We start from the raw sequence: 15511 nt of genomic DNA, 5'->3' as shown, positions 1-15511 counted from the left end.
TTATTTTTTCCTAGTATTCATCCTCGTTCCAAAGATAATCTTCGTCGGTAGGATAATCCGGCCATATTTCTTCCATCGATTCATAGATCTCACCTTCGTCTTCAATGGATTGAAGGTTTTCTACTACCTCAAGAGGAGCACCGGTCCTGATGGCATAATCAATTAGCTCATCTTTGGTGGCAGGCCACGGAGCATCACTTAAATATGATGCTAGTTCTAATGTCCAATACATCTTCTAACGATTAAAGTTTATGCAAAAATAAATTTTCTACTGAGATTGTCAAGTAAAAAGTTGTTTATTTTATTGAAAAAATTAAGAACGTGTTTTTTGGTTAACAGTTATCAGTTTACGGCTGACAGTTTTTCAGTCATACCCTTTTAAATTAGAGCCCTTTAACTGTCTCCTCTATGCTATGAACTGTATACTGTAAACCGTAAACTAATATTTTTCCGGTATCCATTTCACTTCATCAGCCTTCAGGTCATGCGACAACTTTCGTGCCAATACAAAAAGGTAGTCAGAAAGTCGGTTCAGGTAGGTTAAAACCATCTCATCTGTAGGTTCTAACTCATGTAAATGTACCGAAAGACGCTCTGCACGACGGCAAACACACCTCGCTATGTGACAATATGACACCGTTGTATGTCCTCCCGGAAGCACAAAATGTGTCATTGGTGGCAGTTCGGTTTCCATACTGTCAATCTCGTTTTCAAGGAGTTCGATATCGTTTTCAGAAATTTTAGGGATGTTAAGTCTGTCTTTACCATTTTTAAGAACTGACTTTTCAGGGTCTGTTGCCAATATGGCACCTAGCGTAAACAGCCTGTCCTGTATTCTTTCCAGTATTTTCTTATAATTAGGGTTAATATCCTGATCACGGATAAGGCCTATGTGAGAATTTAGCTCATCTACGGTACCGTAGCTCTCTATACGTATATGGTGTTTCGGCACACGTGTTCCCCCAAATAGGGCAGTAGTGCCTTTGTCTCCTGTTTTAGTGTATACTTTCATCTGTTAAGTTGCTTAGTTGCTAAGGAACTTAGATTCTTAGGTTTCTTATCGTCCTGAGTAAGGCCTAAGTAACTAAGCTTCTAAGGGCCTCAGTACCTTCGTTTTTATTTGTGCGGATTAGGATTTACATTATCACTTTCTATGATACCGTCTCTAAGGCGGATAACCCTGTGGGCATAGGCAGCAATATCTTCTTCGTGAGTTACAAGGATAACCGTGTTGCCGTTAGCGTGAATTTCGCCAAATAGTTTCATGATCTCTACCGATGTCTTACTATCCAGGTTACCTGTAGGCTCATCGGCAAGTATGATGGACGGACGGTTTACCAAAGCTCTTGCTACGGCAACCCTTTGGCGCTGCCCTCCGGATAATTGGTTAGGCTTGTGGTCCATCCTGTCTTCAAGGCCTACCTGTGTCAGTACTTCGGTGGCACGGACATTACGTTCGGGTTTTTTAAAACCGGCATACACCATTGGCAGGGCAACATTATCAAGTGCCGTGGTTCGGGGCATAAGATTGAAGGTCTGGAAAACGAAACCAATCTCTTTGTTGCGTATCTCAGCAAGTTCGTCGTCGGCCATACGGCTAACATCTTTTCCGTTCAGGATGTAACTTCCGCCGGTTGGCGTGTCCAGGCAGCCCAACATGTTCATTAATGTACTCTTCCCGGATCCTGACGGCCCCATTAGTGCTACATATTCACCTTTGTTTATGTTAAGGTCTACGCCTTTAAGAACTTTTACAATTTCGCTTCCCAAAGGGAAATCTCGTGTTATGCCCTTGATCTCTATTATTGGTTCTGACATGATTGATGATTTGAGGCCTAAAAGTAAGGAATTTTTTGGTTTTGAATATAGTTGACAGATCAATTCAAATCCAATCTTAATTTATAAATGGAGTATGCACCAATATAATCGTCAGTTACTAATTTATAATTGTTCAAGTAGCAAATGTAGCCAAATGTTAAAAGTTGTGGGTATTGGTAAGACTGTTGGTTATTTAACTTAAATCGGTCTTCTGTTTCTATACAATGGTTATCTAATAGTTTGTCAAAACCAATTCTACGATACTCCTGAATGATTTTTTCATCTGGTTGAAAGCACTCCATGAAATTTTCTGTTTCATTAGCTCTTAACCGCTTCCTTTGATTCATGATATCGAATAAAAAAGATTTAAAATCAAGGTGTTGAGTTTTGTAATAATTATCATAAATATGATAAGTCTTTTCGAGTGTAGTTATACAAAGTTTATTGTCACTGGTTTTTATAAAAATATCAGGAAAATTAGGAGGTGGCGGAATACCATTTTCATAATCATACTCTGCTAAAATTTTGACAATATCTTCATTATATATAATGCTATTAGTGTTTTCTTTGCAAGAAATGAAAAGTGATAATATAAAAAGAAGATATATTGCCTTTAGTCTAGATGTCATTATTTTTATTTGTTTGGTAAAAATAAGATAAAAAAAACCACCTCTTCAGGTGGTTTTCCAATTATAATAGATCAGTTGTTTATCCTTTGCTGTACATAGGGTCGACACTTCGCGGATACGTTCTTTCTTCCTGTATCGTGCCGTCCATTTTATGTATGATCACCGAACATTTGCTGTGGTTCTTTGCCATGGCGACAGTTCTGTTGATAACATCCTGTTTATTGTCGCCCGTTACCGACGCACGCCCTGATCGCTCAAGCATGCTTTTCCAGCCATTACGGCCGTTACCTAAAACATGATATATTTTGCGTTCCATGATAGAGTAGTTTTTAGTTGCGAGGTAAAAATACAACGGGAAAAGATATACAAATCCTAATGGATTCCCAATTAACAGGCAATCAATGGCTTGACAGTGTTAAAGTTGAAAAAATTATACTTTTCATAACATTTTAGAGTTATTTTCTTTAACTTTATATAACACAAGGTCAAAGGTTTATGAAAAACATTATTTTCTTCGTTGCGGTTATGGTCTCGTTAGCTATGTGTCCAATGCAGGATGGTTATCCCGTGCCTCCGGATAGTCCTTTACGGCTGTTCTACATACAGCATGCTAACAATCATAATACTTTTGTGTATGATGCCAATTTCGTTTCAGGGAAATTCCTTAAAGATTCTGATCCTATTAATGTTTACCGCATCAATTATAAAAAGGGAGGTATTAAGGAAGAGCTGACCAGTATGCAGCGAAAAATGGCTTATGGTGTAGAATTTACCAAAACCGGTTCTAATTCCTTTGATTTTACGCTTGCGGCCTATCCTTCTAAAAAAATGTCGCTCAAGCTTTGCAACGCAAACGTTCCAAGGGTATGTGTTCAAATAAACGGAAAAAACATTCATCTTAAAAGAATGTTCCTTTACTGTAATAAATTGGGTACTTCTGTTTCTTCCATAAACTTCTATGGTAAAGATGCTACTACCGGAAAAGATGTTACCGAGAATTTTGCCCTTAATGACTAAAGTTATTTGCTTGAAGGAGACTTGGAAAAACATTTTCTGTTAATAAAACCTATAAATCTCATTTCTTAAAAAGTTAATGAATTCTTAAGTATTCTTGATTGATGGTTAAGTTTGCTAAAGTATTCTTAATAAATTAATAGTTGTTTTGAAATGTAGCTAATGATGACATAATTTTGAATCATCAAAGTAACATAAAATACAAAACAACCATGAAAAGATTCAATTTAGCATTAGGCGCTGTCCTGATAGCAGCAGGATTTACTTCTTGCAAAGACGAGAAAAAAGAAATGGCAAAAACAGAAGTTGACCACTATGTAGTGTTTGTTGACTCAATCAATGATCTTGATGCTGCCGAAAGAACTGCCAACTGGGCTGCTATTGATGCAGAGTACCAAAGAAGAGTTGCTGAAGCAGAAGCTGCACTTGCTGCACTTGAAAATGATGCTGAAACTCAAAAAAGAATTGACGAAAGCAAAGCTAAATTTGATGGTGTAAAAGTACAGGCTGAAACTGAAGCTAAGGCTGCTGCTGAAGCTGCTGCACCTGCTGCAGGTGGAGGATTGGCAGATACACTTTTCGGACCTGGTAATGTTGTAGGTAACGATATGACGTTTGCATGGGTTAACAAAGACAACATTCTTACTGTGTACCAAAAATTCTACGAAACTTTTGATGCTGAAAAAAATCAATATTCAAGACAGGATCTTGATAAGGTAAAAGCATGGTATGAGGCACTTGATGCTCGTAAAAATACTGTAGAGAAAGAAGGTCTTAGTTCTTCTGACAACAACAAGATCGCAGGTATTAAGCTTAAATTTGCTCCAAAATTCCGTTGGGAACGCTTAACAGCTAAGGGTGAGGAAAACCAGGATGCCAAAGATAAAGCAAACTAATAAGAGTTAAGGTTTTTTATAAATTTGTGTGAGTAAAAGGGTGTGCTTCGGTACACCCTTTTTTTATTTTGATTTATACAATAACCCCCAAAGGTTTTTGGCTCCTATCAGGAAGTCAAGTGTCTTTGATGTAGATGTTCGTATCATGAAATGTTCTTTTGCCTGTTCCGGCCTGAAGAATATAATGCCTAAATGATAGGTGTCTATGGTAACGGTAATGCGTGGGTCTTTTTTGATGGTTTCCCAGTCGTATTCTGACTGTGCTGAATTGTGTATCTTGCTGATTACACAAACCGTATTGCTGCCAATATTCGGCAAAAGTCTTTCTATTTGTGGTAATATCGCCTGACTGTCCATGGCTGATATGTAAATCATGTCCAGATTTCCGGTGATGGGTGCAAACGTTGATAGGAACCATAGCTTAAGATTTAGCTCTTCACCACATTTTCGTATAAGCTGGTTTATAGCTGAAGTATCTTCTCCTAAGGCAACCATTTTTTCGCATCTAAGATTTACTAAGACCCTGCAAAGTATCTCTGTGGCTTCCTGGCTTAGTACTCTCGGATTGTCAGTTTTGACTGCAACATTGGTTTTTGTGTTCAGTGCTTTTGTAATCCTGAATGCAAATGGTGAATGTACCCCGTGTAAATTTACCGAGTTCCAAAGAAATGAATTGTACGATAGTTGCGGCATAGTAGTCTCAGTTTGCAGTCTCAGTTTTCAGTAGAGTGGACTGACTGCCACTGAAAACTGATTGCTGGTTTTATTCCATTTTAGCGCTTAACTCAAACCAGCGCTCTGTGTTAGCTTCTATTTTCTTAAGTATTGTTTCAAGATCGGCAGCTTTTTTGGCAATATCTGCATCGGCAATGCTACCGTCAGCAAATTGTTTTTCGATAGCTTCTTTCTCGCGTTCCAAATCTTTTATTTCCTTCTCAATCTTCTGGAATTCCTTCTGCTCGTTGAATGTTAGTCCGGCTTTTACGTTGTTCTGTTTCCAGGCTTTTTTATTATCACCTACCGGTTTCAGTTCCTCTTTGGTAGGTTCTGAACTGTCTTCATACGCACGGAAATCACTATAGTTACCAGGGAAATCTTCGATAACGCCTTCGCCTCTGAACACAAAAAGGTGGTCTACGATTTTATCCATAAAGTACCTGTCGTGCGATACCACGATAAGACAGCCCGGATAATCAAGAAGGAAGCTTTCCAGTACATTAAGGGTAACGATGTCAAGGTCATTGGTAGGCTCATCCAGTATGAGGAAGTTAGGGTTCTGGATCAGGACTGTACATAAGTAAAGTCGTTTCAGTTCCCCACCACTTAGTTTTTCGACAAAGTCATATTGTTTTTTACGGTCAAAAAGGAATTTCTCCAACAGCTGCGAAGCGGAGATAGTCCTTCCCTTGGCTAGCGGAATGTATTCTCCATATTCTTTGATGATGTCGATTACCTTTTGCTCCGGTTTAGGGTTGATACCGCTCTGTGTATAGTAGCCTATCTTGATAGTGTCACCTGTTATTACTTTACCGCCATCTGGTGGGATAGTCTGTGTAAGTATATTTAGGAAGGTAGATTTTCCTGTTCCATTCTTTCCAATGATACCGATACGTTCTCCTTTTTTAAAGTTGAAACTGAAATTATCGAGTATGGTTTTCTTTTCGAATTTTTTAGAGACATTGTGCAGTTCGACAATTTTGCTGCCCATACGCTCCATGTTGATCTCCAGTTCTACCTGGTGGTCTTTACGTCGGCTATGAGCCTTTTCCTGGATAACATAAAAGTCATCCTGACGCGATTTTGACTTTGTGGTACGTGCCTTAGGCTGGCGGCGCATCCAGTCAAGCTCTTTTACATAAAGGTTCTTGGCTTTGTCTATACTTGCATTTTCGGCAGCTACGCGTTCCTCTTTCTTTTGAAGATAGTAAGAGTAATTGCCTTTGTATTGGTATAATTTTCCATTTTCCAGTTCTATGATTTCGTTACAAACTCGCTCCAAGAAGAAACGGTCGTGCGTAACCATAAAAAGGGTCATGTTTTCTTTGGCGAAATAATTCTCCAGCCACTCGATCATTTCAAGGTCAAGGTGGTTGGTAGGCTCATCAAGTATAAGAAGGTCGGGTTTGCTGATAAGGATGATGGCAAGAGCTACACGCTTTTTCTGCCCGCCGCTCATGTTCTTGATCTTTACCTTCATGTCTTCCAGCTTCAGCTTGAAGAGGATTTGCTTGAACTGGGTTTCAAAATCCCAGGCGTTGTGCATTTCCATGCGTTCAAAAGCTTTTTGGTAAGCTTCTTCCTCTTCAGGGTTTTCAAGTGCTTTTTCGTATTGTTCGATTACCTTCAGGATTTCGTTATCCGAAGCAAAGATGCTTTCTTCAATCGTTAGTTCCGGATTAAGATTTGGCTCCTGCGAAAGGAAAGCCATTTTCATTTCCTTGCGCAGAACCACCTGACCTGTGTCGGGAATGTCTTCGCCGGTAATGATTTTCAGGATGCTGGTCTTTCCGGTACCGTTTTTTGCTACAAAAGCAATTTTCTGGTCTTTGTTGATTCCGAAAGAGATGTTTTCAAAAAGCGTACGCTCGCCGAATGATTTGGATATGTTTTCTACTGAAAGGTAATTCACTTGTATTCTGTTTTGTGCAAAAGTAACTTATTAATTATGAATTTAAAATTACGGATTGCGAATTCCTTGTGTTCGGGATTATATATACGAAAGCCACCACTGCTTATGTGTGCTCTTATAGTTGTTATACCATCTGGATGGGAAATAACATAACAGTAATACAAACAACCATATCAGGTATACGATACCAAGAGAAAAGCCGAAATTTTCCTCAGGCCTGAAGGCGAATGTCATTCGAATGATTTCAATGTCTTTCATGGTGTAGCCTTCCGCAAAGAAAAGTATCGTGCATAGTATGTGTATTATATATATGTGTATCAGGTAATAGAAAAAAGGTACACGTCCAAATATATTAAAGATGGCTGTAAAGCGGTTGCGAATGTTTTCTATCAGTGCTAACACTATTAATGCCGGTCCAAGCGTCATTAATGTATAGAGTAATGATGGTGGGTACTTAGTAACATTCAGGAGTGATAATACTGTATAGGTGAAATTACGCTGTGTTTCCCACGGAACGGGGTCTCCGTAACCGTTCAGTAATCGAAGGCTTATAAATAAAACAATTAACAGACTTCCGGTTATGATAAGTGCTTTTCTTCTTTTTTCAGGACTTATTTCGCTACTGTACCATTTTCCGGCAGCGTAACCTAAAAGCATAATACCTGTCCATGGTAGGATGGCATAAGCAGTCATAATGCGCACGCTTCCGAGTACATAGGGTTCAAATTCGGTTATAAGGAAAAAGTTGGCGGCAACATCAAGATTGTCGTCAGTGATCAGGATGTAATCCATAATGTTGTGTGTCAGGGTGAGCAATATTCCGATGGCAACCAATACCCAATACCTGAAAAATATCAATCCGGACATTATTACCATACTGCATCCAATCGCCCAAATGACCTGAAGAAAAAAGAAATTAAAGAAAATATTAAAGCTCCACCCAAAACCTACAAGAGTGAGCTCAGCTATGATAAGCCAAAGTCCACGGGTAAATAAGAACCATGCGAGCTCCTTTTTTGTTTTGCGCAGGCTTTGTAAATAAATAGAAGTTCCTGATAGAAACACAAAGGTTGGCGCACAAAAATGTGTGATCCAACGGGTGAAGAAGAGGAAAGGTGTGGTCGTGTCCATGTTGGTAGGATCACCGCTCATTCCGTCAATGTGAAAGTAATCCCTTGTATGGTCTAATGCCATGAGTGCCATGATGATGCCGCGTAAAACATCTATAGATTGTATACGTTGTTTTATTGTGTCCATTTTTTGGTTGGTTTTTGGTAGAGTAAATATAGATTTTATTCGTTTTAAAAACGTGTTTCAGACAAAAAGTCATGCGAAGCGACATTTTGTCTGTAAAAATTACATTGGAATAAAAGTTGACTATTACTAAATAAATAATTGAAAGTCAAACACTAAAAAAATAAATCATGAACGTAATAAAACGAAACGGCGTACACGGATTTCCTGTAATGGATCAATTCTTTAAAGATATTTTAGGCGGAACGCAGGCTGCTCATACACCGGTTCCTCCGGTAAACGTAAAAGAGACTGAAACAGCTTTTTCTCTTGAGTTAATCGCTCCGGGATTAAAAAAAGAAAACTTTAAAATCGAGATTGATAAGGACCTGCTTACTATTTCATCTGAAGTTAAAGCGGAATCAATCGAAAAAGAAGATGGTAAATTCACAAGAAGGGAATTCCGTACTGCATCGTTCAGGAGATCATTTAAGCTTCCTGAAAATGTAAAAGCAGATGAGATCAATGCTGCTTATCAGGATGGTATATTAAATGTCAGCCTCCCTAAAAAAGAAGAAACATTGCCACAGGCAAAAAGATCTATAGATATTTCATAAATAATGATTGGATTTGGTTGGTTAGTTGATGAAAGCGCTCTCTCAAGGGGCGCTTTTATTTTTGGTGTCCATTGTGATCAAAAGTTAGCAGGTTTTCATAATTCTTAAATTCTGCTATCTTTGCCAAATGCAGCTATCTGTAGTTATACTCAATTATAATGTTCGCTATTTCCTGGAACAATGCGTGCTGAGCGTTCAGCAGGCTATTGTGGGTATGGATGCCGAGATAATTGTGGTAGATAACAACTCTCCTGACGATAGCTGTGCCATGATGAAGGCGCGTTTTCCTGATGTAAAACTTATTGAAAGTGCTGTCAACGCCGGATTTCCGAAAGGTAACAATATTGGTGTTGCAGAAGCAAAAGGGGAATACGTTTGTATACTTAATCCTGATACAGTTGTGGCTGAAGACACGTTTAAAAAAACACTCGCATTCGCCGAAGCACAAAAAGACTTTGGGATTTCCGGAGTAAAGCTGGTTGACGGACGTGGCTTCTTTTTGTCGGAGAGTAAGCGCGGAGTTCCTACACCCTGGGTGGCCTTTACTAAAATAGGCGGGCTATATAAACTGCTTCCACGAAAGGAAATTTTCAATCGCTATTATGCCCGGCATCTTTCGGAAGACCAAAGCGGAAAAGTGGATATACTTGTTGGTGCGTTCATGGTTATGAAACGTGAGTTGTATCTTGAAGTTGGCGGGTTTGATGAAGATTGCTTTATGTATAGCGATGATATTGACCTCTCTTACATGGTGCTTAAAAAAGGGCTTCGTAATTACTACTTTGCCGAAACATCGGTTATACATTATAAAGGTGAGAGTACGGTAAAAGACGGAGCTTATATGAAGCGTTTCAGGGAAGCTATGCAGTTTTTTTACAAAAAGCACTTTAGAAGGTCACCGCAATTTGATGTGCTGATGAAGATTGGTGCTTTCTTTTTTGCAATAGTCAAAAGGAATAAAACAGCACCTGTATACATTCCGCAATATTATGTACTCATTTCTGAAAGTGAGGAATTAAGAGAAGCACTTCAGGGTAAACTTGAGAAGAGTATTATCAGGACAGAAAAGATGGAGAGTGTGCTTTCTATGAAGAATAAAAAAGCGGAAGTGATCTTTGATAATGAATTTGTTAGCTTTAAAGACAGTATTGCTTTTATGGAAATGCATAAAAATGACGGTTTCACTTTCAAGATAAGGCCTGCGGGCTCTGCGTTTATTGTTGGGAGCAACAGTAGTAATGATAGAGGTGAAGTGGTTGTGTTTGAATAAATGTGATAAAAATAAAAAACGATATAGTTGGCGAATAATTATCTGAAAAAAAGCAATGACTTGTTTTTTTTATTAATTTCGCAAGCTGAAATACTAATTTTACCTTTAGGTTATCGATATGGCAAAATTTGAACTAAAATTACCCAAAATGGGTGAAAGTGTTGCTGAGGCAACAATAACAAATTGGTTAAAAAATGTTGGCGATCACATTGCGGCTGATGAAGCTGTACTTGAAATCGCAACAGACAAAGTAGACTCAGAAGTGCCGAGCGAAGTATCGGGTACGCTTGTTGAAGTACTTTTTAAGGTTGATGATGTGGTTCAGGTTGGACAGACCATTGCCTATATTGAAACCGAAGGCGGTGTGGTTGTAGATGCTCCAAAAGAGGAAACTACTGCTGCAAACATTCAGATTATAGAGAAAACTGTTGAGGCGGCAGCAACTGCTGTTGCTGCTCCTGTAGATTTTTCTGCTTCTGAAAAATTCTTTTCGCCACTGGTAAAAAACATTGCAAAAGAAGAAGGTATCTCTCTTGCTGAACTTGAAGCTATAAGCGGTACAGGTAAAGAAGGAAGAGTAACCAAAAACGATATACTTGATTACGTTAAGAATCGTGGAAGCCAGCCTGCACAAGCAGCAGCTCCTGTATCTCAACCGGCAGCGGCTCCACAAGCTGTTCAGCAACCGGCAGCAGCTAAGGCAGCTCCGGTATCGGTTAACGGTGGTGATGAGATCGTTGAGATGGACCGTATGCGTAAACTTATCTCTGGATACATGGTGCAGTCGGTACAAACATCGGCTCACGTGCAGTCATTCATCGAGGTAGACGTAACCAACATTGTAAAATGGAGAGACAGGGTTAAGACTACGTTTGAAAAGAGAGAAGGTGAGAAACTTACTTTCACTCCGATATTCATGGAAGCTGTAGCCAAAGCGCTTAAAGATTTCCCTGGTATGAATATCTCAGTTGACGGAGATTTCATCATCAAAAAGAAAAACATCAACCTTGGTATGGCGGCTGCATTGCCAAACGGTAACCTTATCGTTCCGGTAATTAAAAATGCTGACCAGCTTAATCTGGTAGGTATGGCTAAAGCTGTAAACGACCTTGGTAACCGTGCGAAAGCTGGTAAACTTAAACCGGACGATACTCAGGGTGGTACATATACTGTAACTAACGTGGGTACATTCGGAAGTGTGTTTGGTACGCCGATCATTAACCAGCCGCAGGTAGGTATCCTTGCTCTTGGAGCAATACGTAAAGTGCCTGCAGTTATCGAAACTCCTGATGGGGACTTTATCGGTATCCGCCAGAAGATGTTCCTTTCTCACAGCTACGACCACCGTGTGGTAGATGGGGCTCTTGGAGGATCATTCGTTAAGCGTGTTGCTGAATACCTTGAAGCATTTGATGTGAACAGGGATTACTAAGAAATATATTTTATTTATATACAGAAACGCCTCCAGTCGGAGGCGTTTTTTTATTTAACTTCTTCCTTATAATGCTTTGCAGCATTATCTATCCTTCTTTTTATCCTTGCCTGAAGGTTTCTCGGAGATAAAACTTTTACGCATTCGCCAAAGCCTAATATCTCTTTCTCCAGCTCAAAATTCAATACCACATCAATGCGTACGATGATACCATCTTCATTTTCGCTCAGTACCTGCTGTGAATGATGGAGCGGTTTTGTTATTACATAGGGTGCATTTACCTTATCAAATTCAAGTATCACCCTTTGTGCCCTGTCACGATGCGATTTGGTTATACCTATCAGGTCATCAAAGTAGCGCTCAAAATTTACTCCTGTATATTCTATATAGGGTTCCTTGGTCAGAGGCTGGAATTCAATGATCCTGTCAAGCGCCAGTGTCATCAGGAAGGGGTGCTTCTTTTTCATGGCTACCACAAACCAGCGATTGCGGTGTTCTTTAAGGAGATATGGGTAGTAAATTTCTTTTGAAGGCTTTAGGGCTTTAAACGACTGGTAGTCTATAAGCAAAGGTGTTTTGTTTAAAATAGACTGATATAACGGATTGATATGCTCAATGCCTTTCAGTTTTTTGTTGTCGTCAAACTGTATATGGTTAGCCGTCTTCTTAGCTGATTTGTTTACATTATTCTCCAGCTTGGCTATGAGTTCGCTCATCTCATCGAAATAGTTGAAACCGTTAAGCTGTTTTAGCACACTTACGACTTCCTTCATCTTTACCATATCGGCCTCATTTATGGGCGACTTGGTAATGCTGTAACCGGGATCTTCATAAATGTAAAAGCGCTTATCGGTAACTATTATAGGGGCATTATAGCCAAGGCTGTCGCTACGCATTACCTGAATATCGGCCTGAATGGTGCGTTTGCTCACACCGCTGGTTATCCCTTCATATTCATACAACGCATCGGCCACCTTTTCTATGATATCATCAAGTGTCCATTTCCTGAAACGGTTCTTCAGGCATTCGTCTATGGTTTTATAGCGCAGCAGCGCAAGCTTGTTTGTAGCCATTTTATTGTTTTTGACTTTTTTTGGCAAAAATGCCTTTCAAAAATAACTAAAAATTGGTTTTACTACGCAATACACCTGCGCAGTTGTCTTTTTTTCTATGTATTTAAAATTATTTTCTAATGTAAGTTGTTTTAAATCAGTGCTTTTTTGAAAATAATTTAATTTTTTTAGTACTGCGCATTTTCACTGCGCACATGCGTATGCATATTTGCAATGTCAGGATGAGACAACAATTACTCTCCTAACAAACAACAAGATAATAACCTAAAAAGATTCGTATTATGAAATTCAATTTTTTAAACAGGCAAAAAAGCGTAACAGTAAATCATGAAGGTGCAAAGGCTTACAAGATGACACCGGAACTTGAATTATACTCTGCCGTGGTTACCACAGGATTGAATGATTCATTCTACGAGTCGGGTAGTGAGAGGCTTGAAAAGATAAAAAACCTAATCACTAAATGCGATGCTGAGTTTGTAGCCAGACTGGCTGTATATGCAAGGACTGAAATGTATTTGCGCTCTGTGCCGGTGGTGCTTTCGGTAGAATTGGCAAAGCAGTCATCGGGTACAGATGTGGTAAGCAGGACTGTAAGCAATGTTATACAACGTGCTGATGAGATTACTGAATTGCTGGCATACTATCAGGTGGCGAATGAAAGGACTGCTACTAAAAAGCTGAACAGGTTGTCTAAACAGGTGCAGAAAGGCCTTGCGGTATGCTTCAACAAATTTGATGAGTATCAGTTTGCCAAATATAACCGTGCAACAGATGTGAAATTAAGAGATGCTTTGTTTTTGGTTCACCCAAAAGCAAAAGACGAATCCCAGCAGGAAATCTTTAATAAAATAGCTGCTGATAAACTGGCAACACCCTATACATGGGAGACCGAATTGTCTGAGTTAGGTAAAATAAAATTTACGAATGCAGAAGAAAAGAAAAGAGCAGTAGCCGCCAAATGGGGTGAGTTGATAGAAAGCAGGAAGGTAGGCTACATGGCGTTGATGAGGAATTTAAGGAATATCGTGGAAGCTGAAGTTTCGGCAAAGCATATACAAATGGTTTGCGAATACATAGCCAATGAGAAAGCGGTTATGGGTTCAAAACAATTGCCTTTCCGTTTCCTTTCGGCTTACAGAGAGATAAAAGAACTTAAGTCGGGTTATACCTCTGCGGTATTGAATGCGCTTGAAGATGCCGTGATGCATAGCGCCAAAAACATAAAAGGTTTTGGTTACAATACTTCGGTAGTTATCGCTGCAGACGTTTCAGGTTCTATGCAGCAGCCTGTATCGGCAAAAAGCAAAGTGCAGTTGTATGACATTGGCCTTATGCTTGCCATGCTTATGCAGTCGCAATGTAAAAATGTAACTACCGGTATGTTTGGTGATAAATGGAAAGTCATAAACATGCCACAGCGTAATGTGCTTGCCAATGTAATGGAATTTTACCGAAGGGAAGGAGAAGTGGGTTATGCCACTAATGGTTACCTTGTGATAGAAGACCTTATACAAAGAAGGCAGAAAGCTGATAAGGTAATGTTGTTTACCGATGTGCAGATGTACAGCACCAATGGCTCTTCAAACTCGTTTGAAAACTCATGGAACCGTTACAAAGCTATAGCGCCAAATGCCAAATTGTATTTGTTTGACCTTGCCGGCCATGGCGCACAGCCGCTTGATGTACGCCGAAATGATATACACCTTATAGCAGGCTGGAGCGACAAGATATTTGATGTTCTTTTTTCTATGGAAGATGCAGGTAATGCATTGACTAAGATAAACAGTATAGAGTTGTAATACTAAGAAGTACTTCTTGCTCCCTTCTCCATTGGAGAGTCCCGATAACTATGGGGAGGGGTGAGATTTTGAAAATAATATAACAGGTGCCGTAGAGAAGGGTTACTTCGCCATTCACGCCCTCGGTCGCGGGTTCGAGCCCCGCTATATCCGACTCTTTACAGATTGGGTATGTAGCTCAGTTGGTTAGAGCAAGGAAACAGTCCCTTTTTGCTTTTTGCCCTGTTAAAAATTAGGTAGTGCTCCCGTTTGCACGCTGCGGCGGGAGTTTATAAAACATTAAAAAGCAAGGACAGGTGTCGTAGATAAGGAGTTCTTCGTTTCAGGTAGCGCGATGCCGGTTTGAGTCCGGCTGTTTCGAAAGAAGCATGGTTTAATTGGTAACACACGCTAGTAAGGCCTTTTCGAATCTTACCCTGTCTGAGTTATTGCAAGGATCTCCCGTAGCCAACGGATGTTGCGGGAGAGTGCAAAGAAGAAAAAGTAAGTGTCGTCTAAGAGAGCTTCATCGTTTTGTCGTGGGTTCGATTCCCATCATTGACTGGGTTTAGCAATGTAGCTCAGTTGGTAGAGCAAACAACTTTCTTTAGCTGTTGCCTTACACTATGGAGATGCTCCCGTTTAGCATGCTGCGGCGGGAGTTTATAAAAAATATATGTTCTTACTCCCCTCTCAAAGGAGAGGGGTTATGGGTGAGGAAAAAAATATTGGTAAGTGTCGTAGAAAAGGGATACTTCTTTGGCTATAGCGGGTTCGAATCCCGTCGCTGTTATCCCGAAGACAACAGTGTGAAATCACGCCCTCTTCGCTTTTTGCCTTACCAAAAATATACAGGATGCCGTAGGTGTGGGATACTTCGTCTCAACCCAGGGGAGGAATAGCGTAGTCGTCTTTGTGTGGCAAGGCTATCCGGTTCGACTCCGGCGCTGACACGCCCCGATTAAAAAGCCTGCACTGCCTTTTGCTCCTGAAAATATAAAAATATTGAGATGCCGTATTACAAAGCGTTACTTCGTCCGGTTGTTTCGTCGGGTTCGAATCCCGAAAGTATAAAAAGCGCTTGTTACCATTGCTCTTGATGCCTAAAGAGTGCCGTTGCCT

General features: G+C 39.9%; 15 protein-coding genes. 6 read left to right on the top strand and 9 right to left on the bottom strand.

Annotation, left to right across the window (positions count from 1 at the left end; translation table 11 throughout):
- Positions 1–10: 10 nt before the first annotated feature.
- From ACX0HA_RS07505 to ACX0HA_RS07485, 5 genes are all read right to left on the bottom strand, one after another.
- A complete protein-coding gene (locus tag ACX0HA_RS07505) occupies positions 11–232 on the bottom strand; it encodes a DUF2795 domain-containing protein (protein WP_002986941.1) in 222 nt (73 codons plus the stop codon).
- A gap of 207 nt (positions 233–439) precedes the next feature.
- On the bottom strand, positions 440–1012 hold the full coding sequence (locus ACX0HA_RS07500; RefSeq protein ID WP_458844648.1) for a cob(I)yrinic acid a,c-diamide adenosyltransferase: 573 nt from the start codon (positions 1010–1012) through the stop codon (positions 440–442).
- A 104-nt stretch (positions 1013–1116) separates the two neighbouring features.
- Positions 1117–1818 carry an ABC transporter ATP-binding protein gene (locus ACX0HA_RS07495; RefSeq protein ID WP_458844647.1) on the bottom strand — a complete coding sequence of 234 codons (702 nt, stop codon included), beginning with the start codon at positions 1816–1818 and terminating at the stop codon, positions 1117–1119.
- 59 nt (positions 1819–1877) lie between these two features.
- Positions 1878–2447 (bottom strand): hypothetical protein, encoded by a 570-nt coding sequence (locus ACX0HA_RS07490; protein WP_458844646.1) that lies wholly within the window; start codon positions 2445–2447, stop codon positions 1878–1880.
- 79 nt (positions 2448–2526) lie between these two features.
- A complete protein-coding gene (locus ACX0HA_RS07485) occupies positions 2527–2763 on the bottom strand; it encodes a DUF2188 domain-containing protein (protein WP_458844645.1) in 237 nt (78 codons plus the stop codon).
- Between the two features lie 179 nt (positions 2764–2942).
- Here ACX0HA_RS07485 and ACX0HA_RS07480 point away from each other — a divergent pair, with 179 nt between their 5' ends.
- Both ACX0HA_RS07480 and ACX0HA_RS07475 read left to right on the top strand, forming a co-directional pair.
- Positions 2943–3464, top strand: a complete 522-nt coding sequence (locus tag ACX0HA_RS07480; protein ID WP_458844644.1) for a DUF4833 domain-containing protein — start codon at positions 2943–2945, stop codon at positions 3462–3464.
- Between the two features lie 209 nt (positions 3465–3673).
- Positions 3674–4357 (top strand): hypothetical protein, encoded by a 684-nt coding sequence (locus ACX0HA_RS07475; protein ID WP_458844643.1) that lies wholly within the window; start codon positions 3674–3676, stop codon positions 4355–4357.
- 63 nt (positions 4358–4420) lie between these two features.
- Here ACX0HA_RS07475 and ACX0HA_RS07470 read toward each other — a convergent pair whose 3' ends face one another.
- The 3 genes from ACX0HA_RS07470 to ACX0HA_RS07460 form a co-directional block, all read right to left on the bottom strand.
- Complete coding sequence (locus tag ACX0HA_RS07470) at positions 4421–5050, bottom strand: hypothetical protein (protein WP_458844642.1); 630 nt, start codon at positions 5048–5050, stop codon at positions 4421–4423.
- Positions 5051–5120: 70 nt separating this feature from the next.
- The gene (locus ACX0HA_RS07465) at positions 5121–6986 is read right to left on the bottom strand and encodes an ABC-F family ATP-binding cassette domain-containing protein (protein ID WP_458844641.1); all 1866 of its coding nucleotides are present in this window, start codon (positions 6984–6986) and stop codon (positions 5121–5123) included.
- Positions 6987–7064: 78 nt separating this feature from the next.
- A complete protein-coding gene (locus ACX0HA_RS07460; RefSeq protein WP_458844640.1) occupies positions 7065–8243 on the bottom strand; it encodes a DUF1624 domain-containing protein in 1179 nt (392 codons plus the stop codon).
- Positions 8244–8410: 167 nt separating this feature from the next.
- On the opposite strand from ACX0HA_RS07460, the gene ACX0HA_RS07455 reads away from it, so the two are divergent.
- The 3 genes from ACX0HA_RS07455 to ACX0HA_RS07445 all read left to right on the top strand — a co-directional run bounded on the left by ACX0HA_RS07455 (position 8411) and on the right by ACX0HA_RS07445 (position 11538).
- Positions 8411–8836, top strand: coding sequence for an Hsp20/alpha crystallin family protein (locus tag ACX0HA_RS07455; protein ID WP_458844639.1), 426 nt, complete (start codon positions 8411–8413; stop codon positions 8834–8836).
- 127 nt (positions 8837–8963) lie between these two features.
- Complete coding sequence (locus ACX0HA_RS07450) at positions 8964–10106, top strand: glycosyltransferase family 2 protein (protein WP_458844638.1); 1143 nt, start codon at positions 8964–8966, stop codon at positions 10104–10106.
- A gap of 118 nt (positions 10107–10224) precedes the next feature.
- Positions 10225–11538, top strand: a complete 1314-nt coding sequence (locus ACX0HA_RS07445; RefSeq protein ID WP_458844637.1) for a dihydrolipoamide acetyltransferase family protein — start codon at positions 10225–10227, stop codon at positions 11536–11538.
- Between the two features lie 50 nt (positions 11539–11588).
- Here ACX0HA_RS07445 and ACX0HA_RS07440 read toward each other — a convergent pair whose 3' ends face one another.
- A complete protein-coding gene (locus ACX0HA_RS07440; RefSeq protein WP_458844636.1) occupies positions 11589–12611 on the bottom strand; it encodes a helix-turn-helix transcriptional regulator in 1023 nt (340 codons plus the stop codon).
- Positions 12612–12892: 281 nt separating this feature from the next.
- Between ACX0HA_RS07440 and ACX0HA_RS07435 the strand changes: the two genes are divergently transcribed.
- Complete coding sequence (locus tag ACX0HA_RS07435) at positions 12893–14410, top strand: TROVE domain-containing protein (protein ID WP_458844635.1); 1518 nt, start codon at positions 12893–12895, stop codon at positions 14408–14410.
- Positions 14411–15511 lie beyond the last annotated feature (1101 nt).

Source organism: Flavobacterium hauense (assembly GCF_054457175.1).
Note: the sequence above shows the minus strand (reverse complement) of the source record. Positions and strands in the feature narration are given on the sequence as shown.

Excerpts from the sequence above, each read along its gene's own strand:
- ACX0HA_RS07475 (WP_458844643.1), top strand. The coding sequence starts at position 3,674 with ATGAAAAGATTCAATTTAGCATTAGGCGCTGTCCTGATAGCAGCAGGA.
- ACX0HA_RS07490 (WP_458844646.1), bottom strand. The coding sequence starts at position 2,447 with ATGACATCTAGACTAAAGGCAATATATCTTCTTTTTATATTATCACTT.
- ACX0HA_RS07495 (WP_458844647.1), bottom strand. The coding sequence starts at position 1,818 with ATGTCAGAACCAATAATAGAGATCAAGGGCATAACACGAGATTTCCCT.
- ACX0HA_RS07445 (WP_458844637.1), top strand. The coding sequence starts at position 10,225 with ATGGCAAAATTTGAACTAAAATTACCCAAAATGGGTGAAAGTGTTGCT.
- ACX0HA_RS07450 (WP_458844638.1), top strand. The coding sequence starts at position 8,964 with ATGCAGCTATCTGTAGTTATACTCAATTATAATGTTCGCTATTTCCTG.
- ACX0HA_RS07440 (WP_458844636.1), bottom strand. The coding sequence starts at position 12,611 with ATGGCTACAAACAAGCTTGCGCTGCTGCGCTATAAAACCATAGACGAA.
- ACX0HA_RS07455 (WP_458844639.1), top strand. The coding sequence starts at position 8,411 with ATGAACGTAATAAAACGAAACGGCGTACACGGATTTCCTGTAATGGAT.
- ACX0HA_RS07505 (WP_002986941.1), bottom strand. The coding sequence starts at position 232 with ATGTATTGGACATTAGAACTAGCATCATATTTAAGTGATGCTCCGTGG.
- ACX0HA_RS07500 (WP_458844648.1), bottom strand. The coding sequence starts at position 1,012 with ATGAAAGTATACACTAAAACAGGAGACAAAGGCACTACTGCCCTATTT.
- ACX0HA_RS07435 (WP_458844635.1), top strand. The coding sequence starts at position 12,893 with ATGAAATTCAATTTTTTAAACAGGCAAAAAAGCGTAACAGTAAATCAT.
- ACX0HA_RS07470 (WP_458844642.1), bottom strand. The coding sequence starts at position 5,050 with ATGCCGCAACTATCGTACAATTCATTTCTTTGGAACTCGGTAAATTTA.
- ACX0HA_RS07480 (WP_458844644.1), top strand. The coding sequence starts at position 2,943 with ATGAAAAACATTATTTTCTTCGTTGCGGTTATGGTCTCGTTAGCTATG.
- ACX0HA_RS07460 (WP_458844640.1), bottom strand. The coding sequence starts at position 8,243 with ATGGACACAATAAAACAACGTATACAATCTATAGATGTTTTACGCGGC.
- ACX0HA_RS07485 (WP_458844645.1), bottom strand. The coding sequence starts at position 2,763 with ATGGAACGCAAAATATATCATGTTTTAGGTAACGGCCGTAATGGCTGG.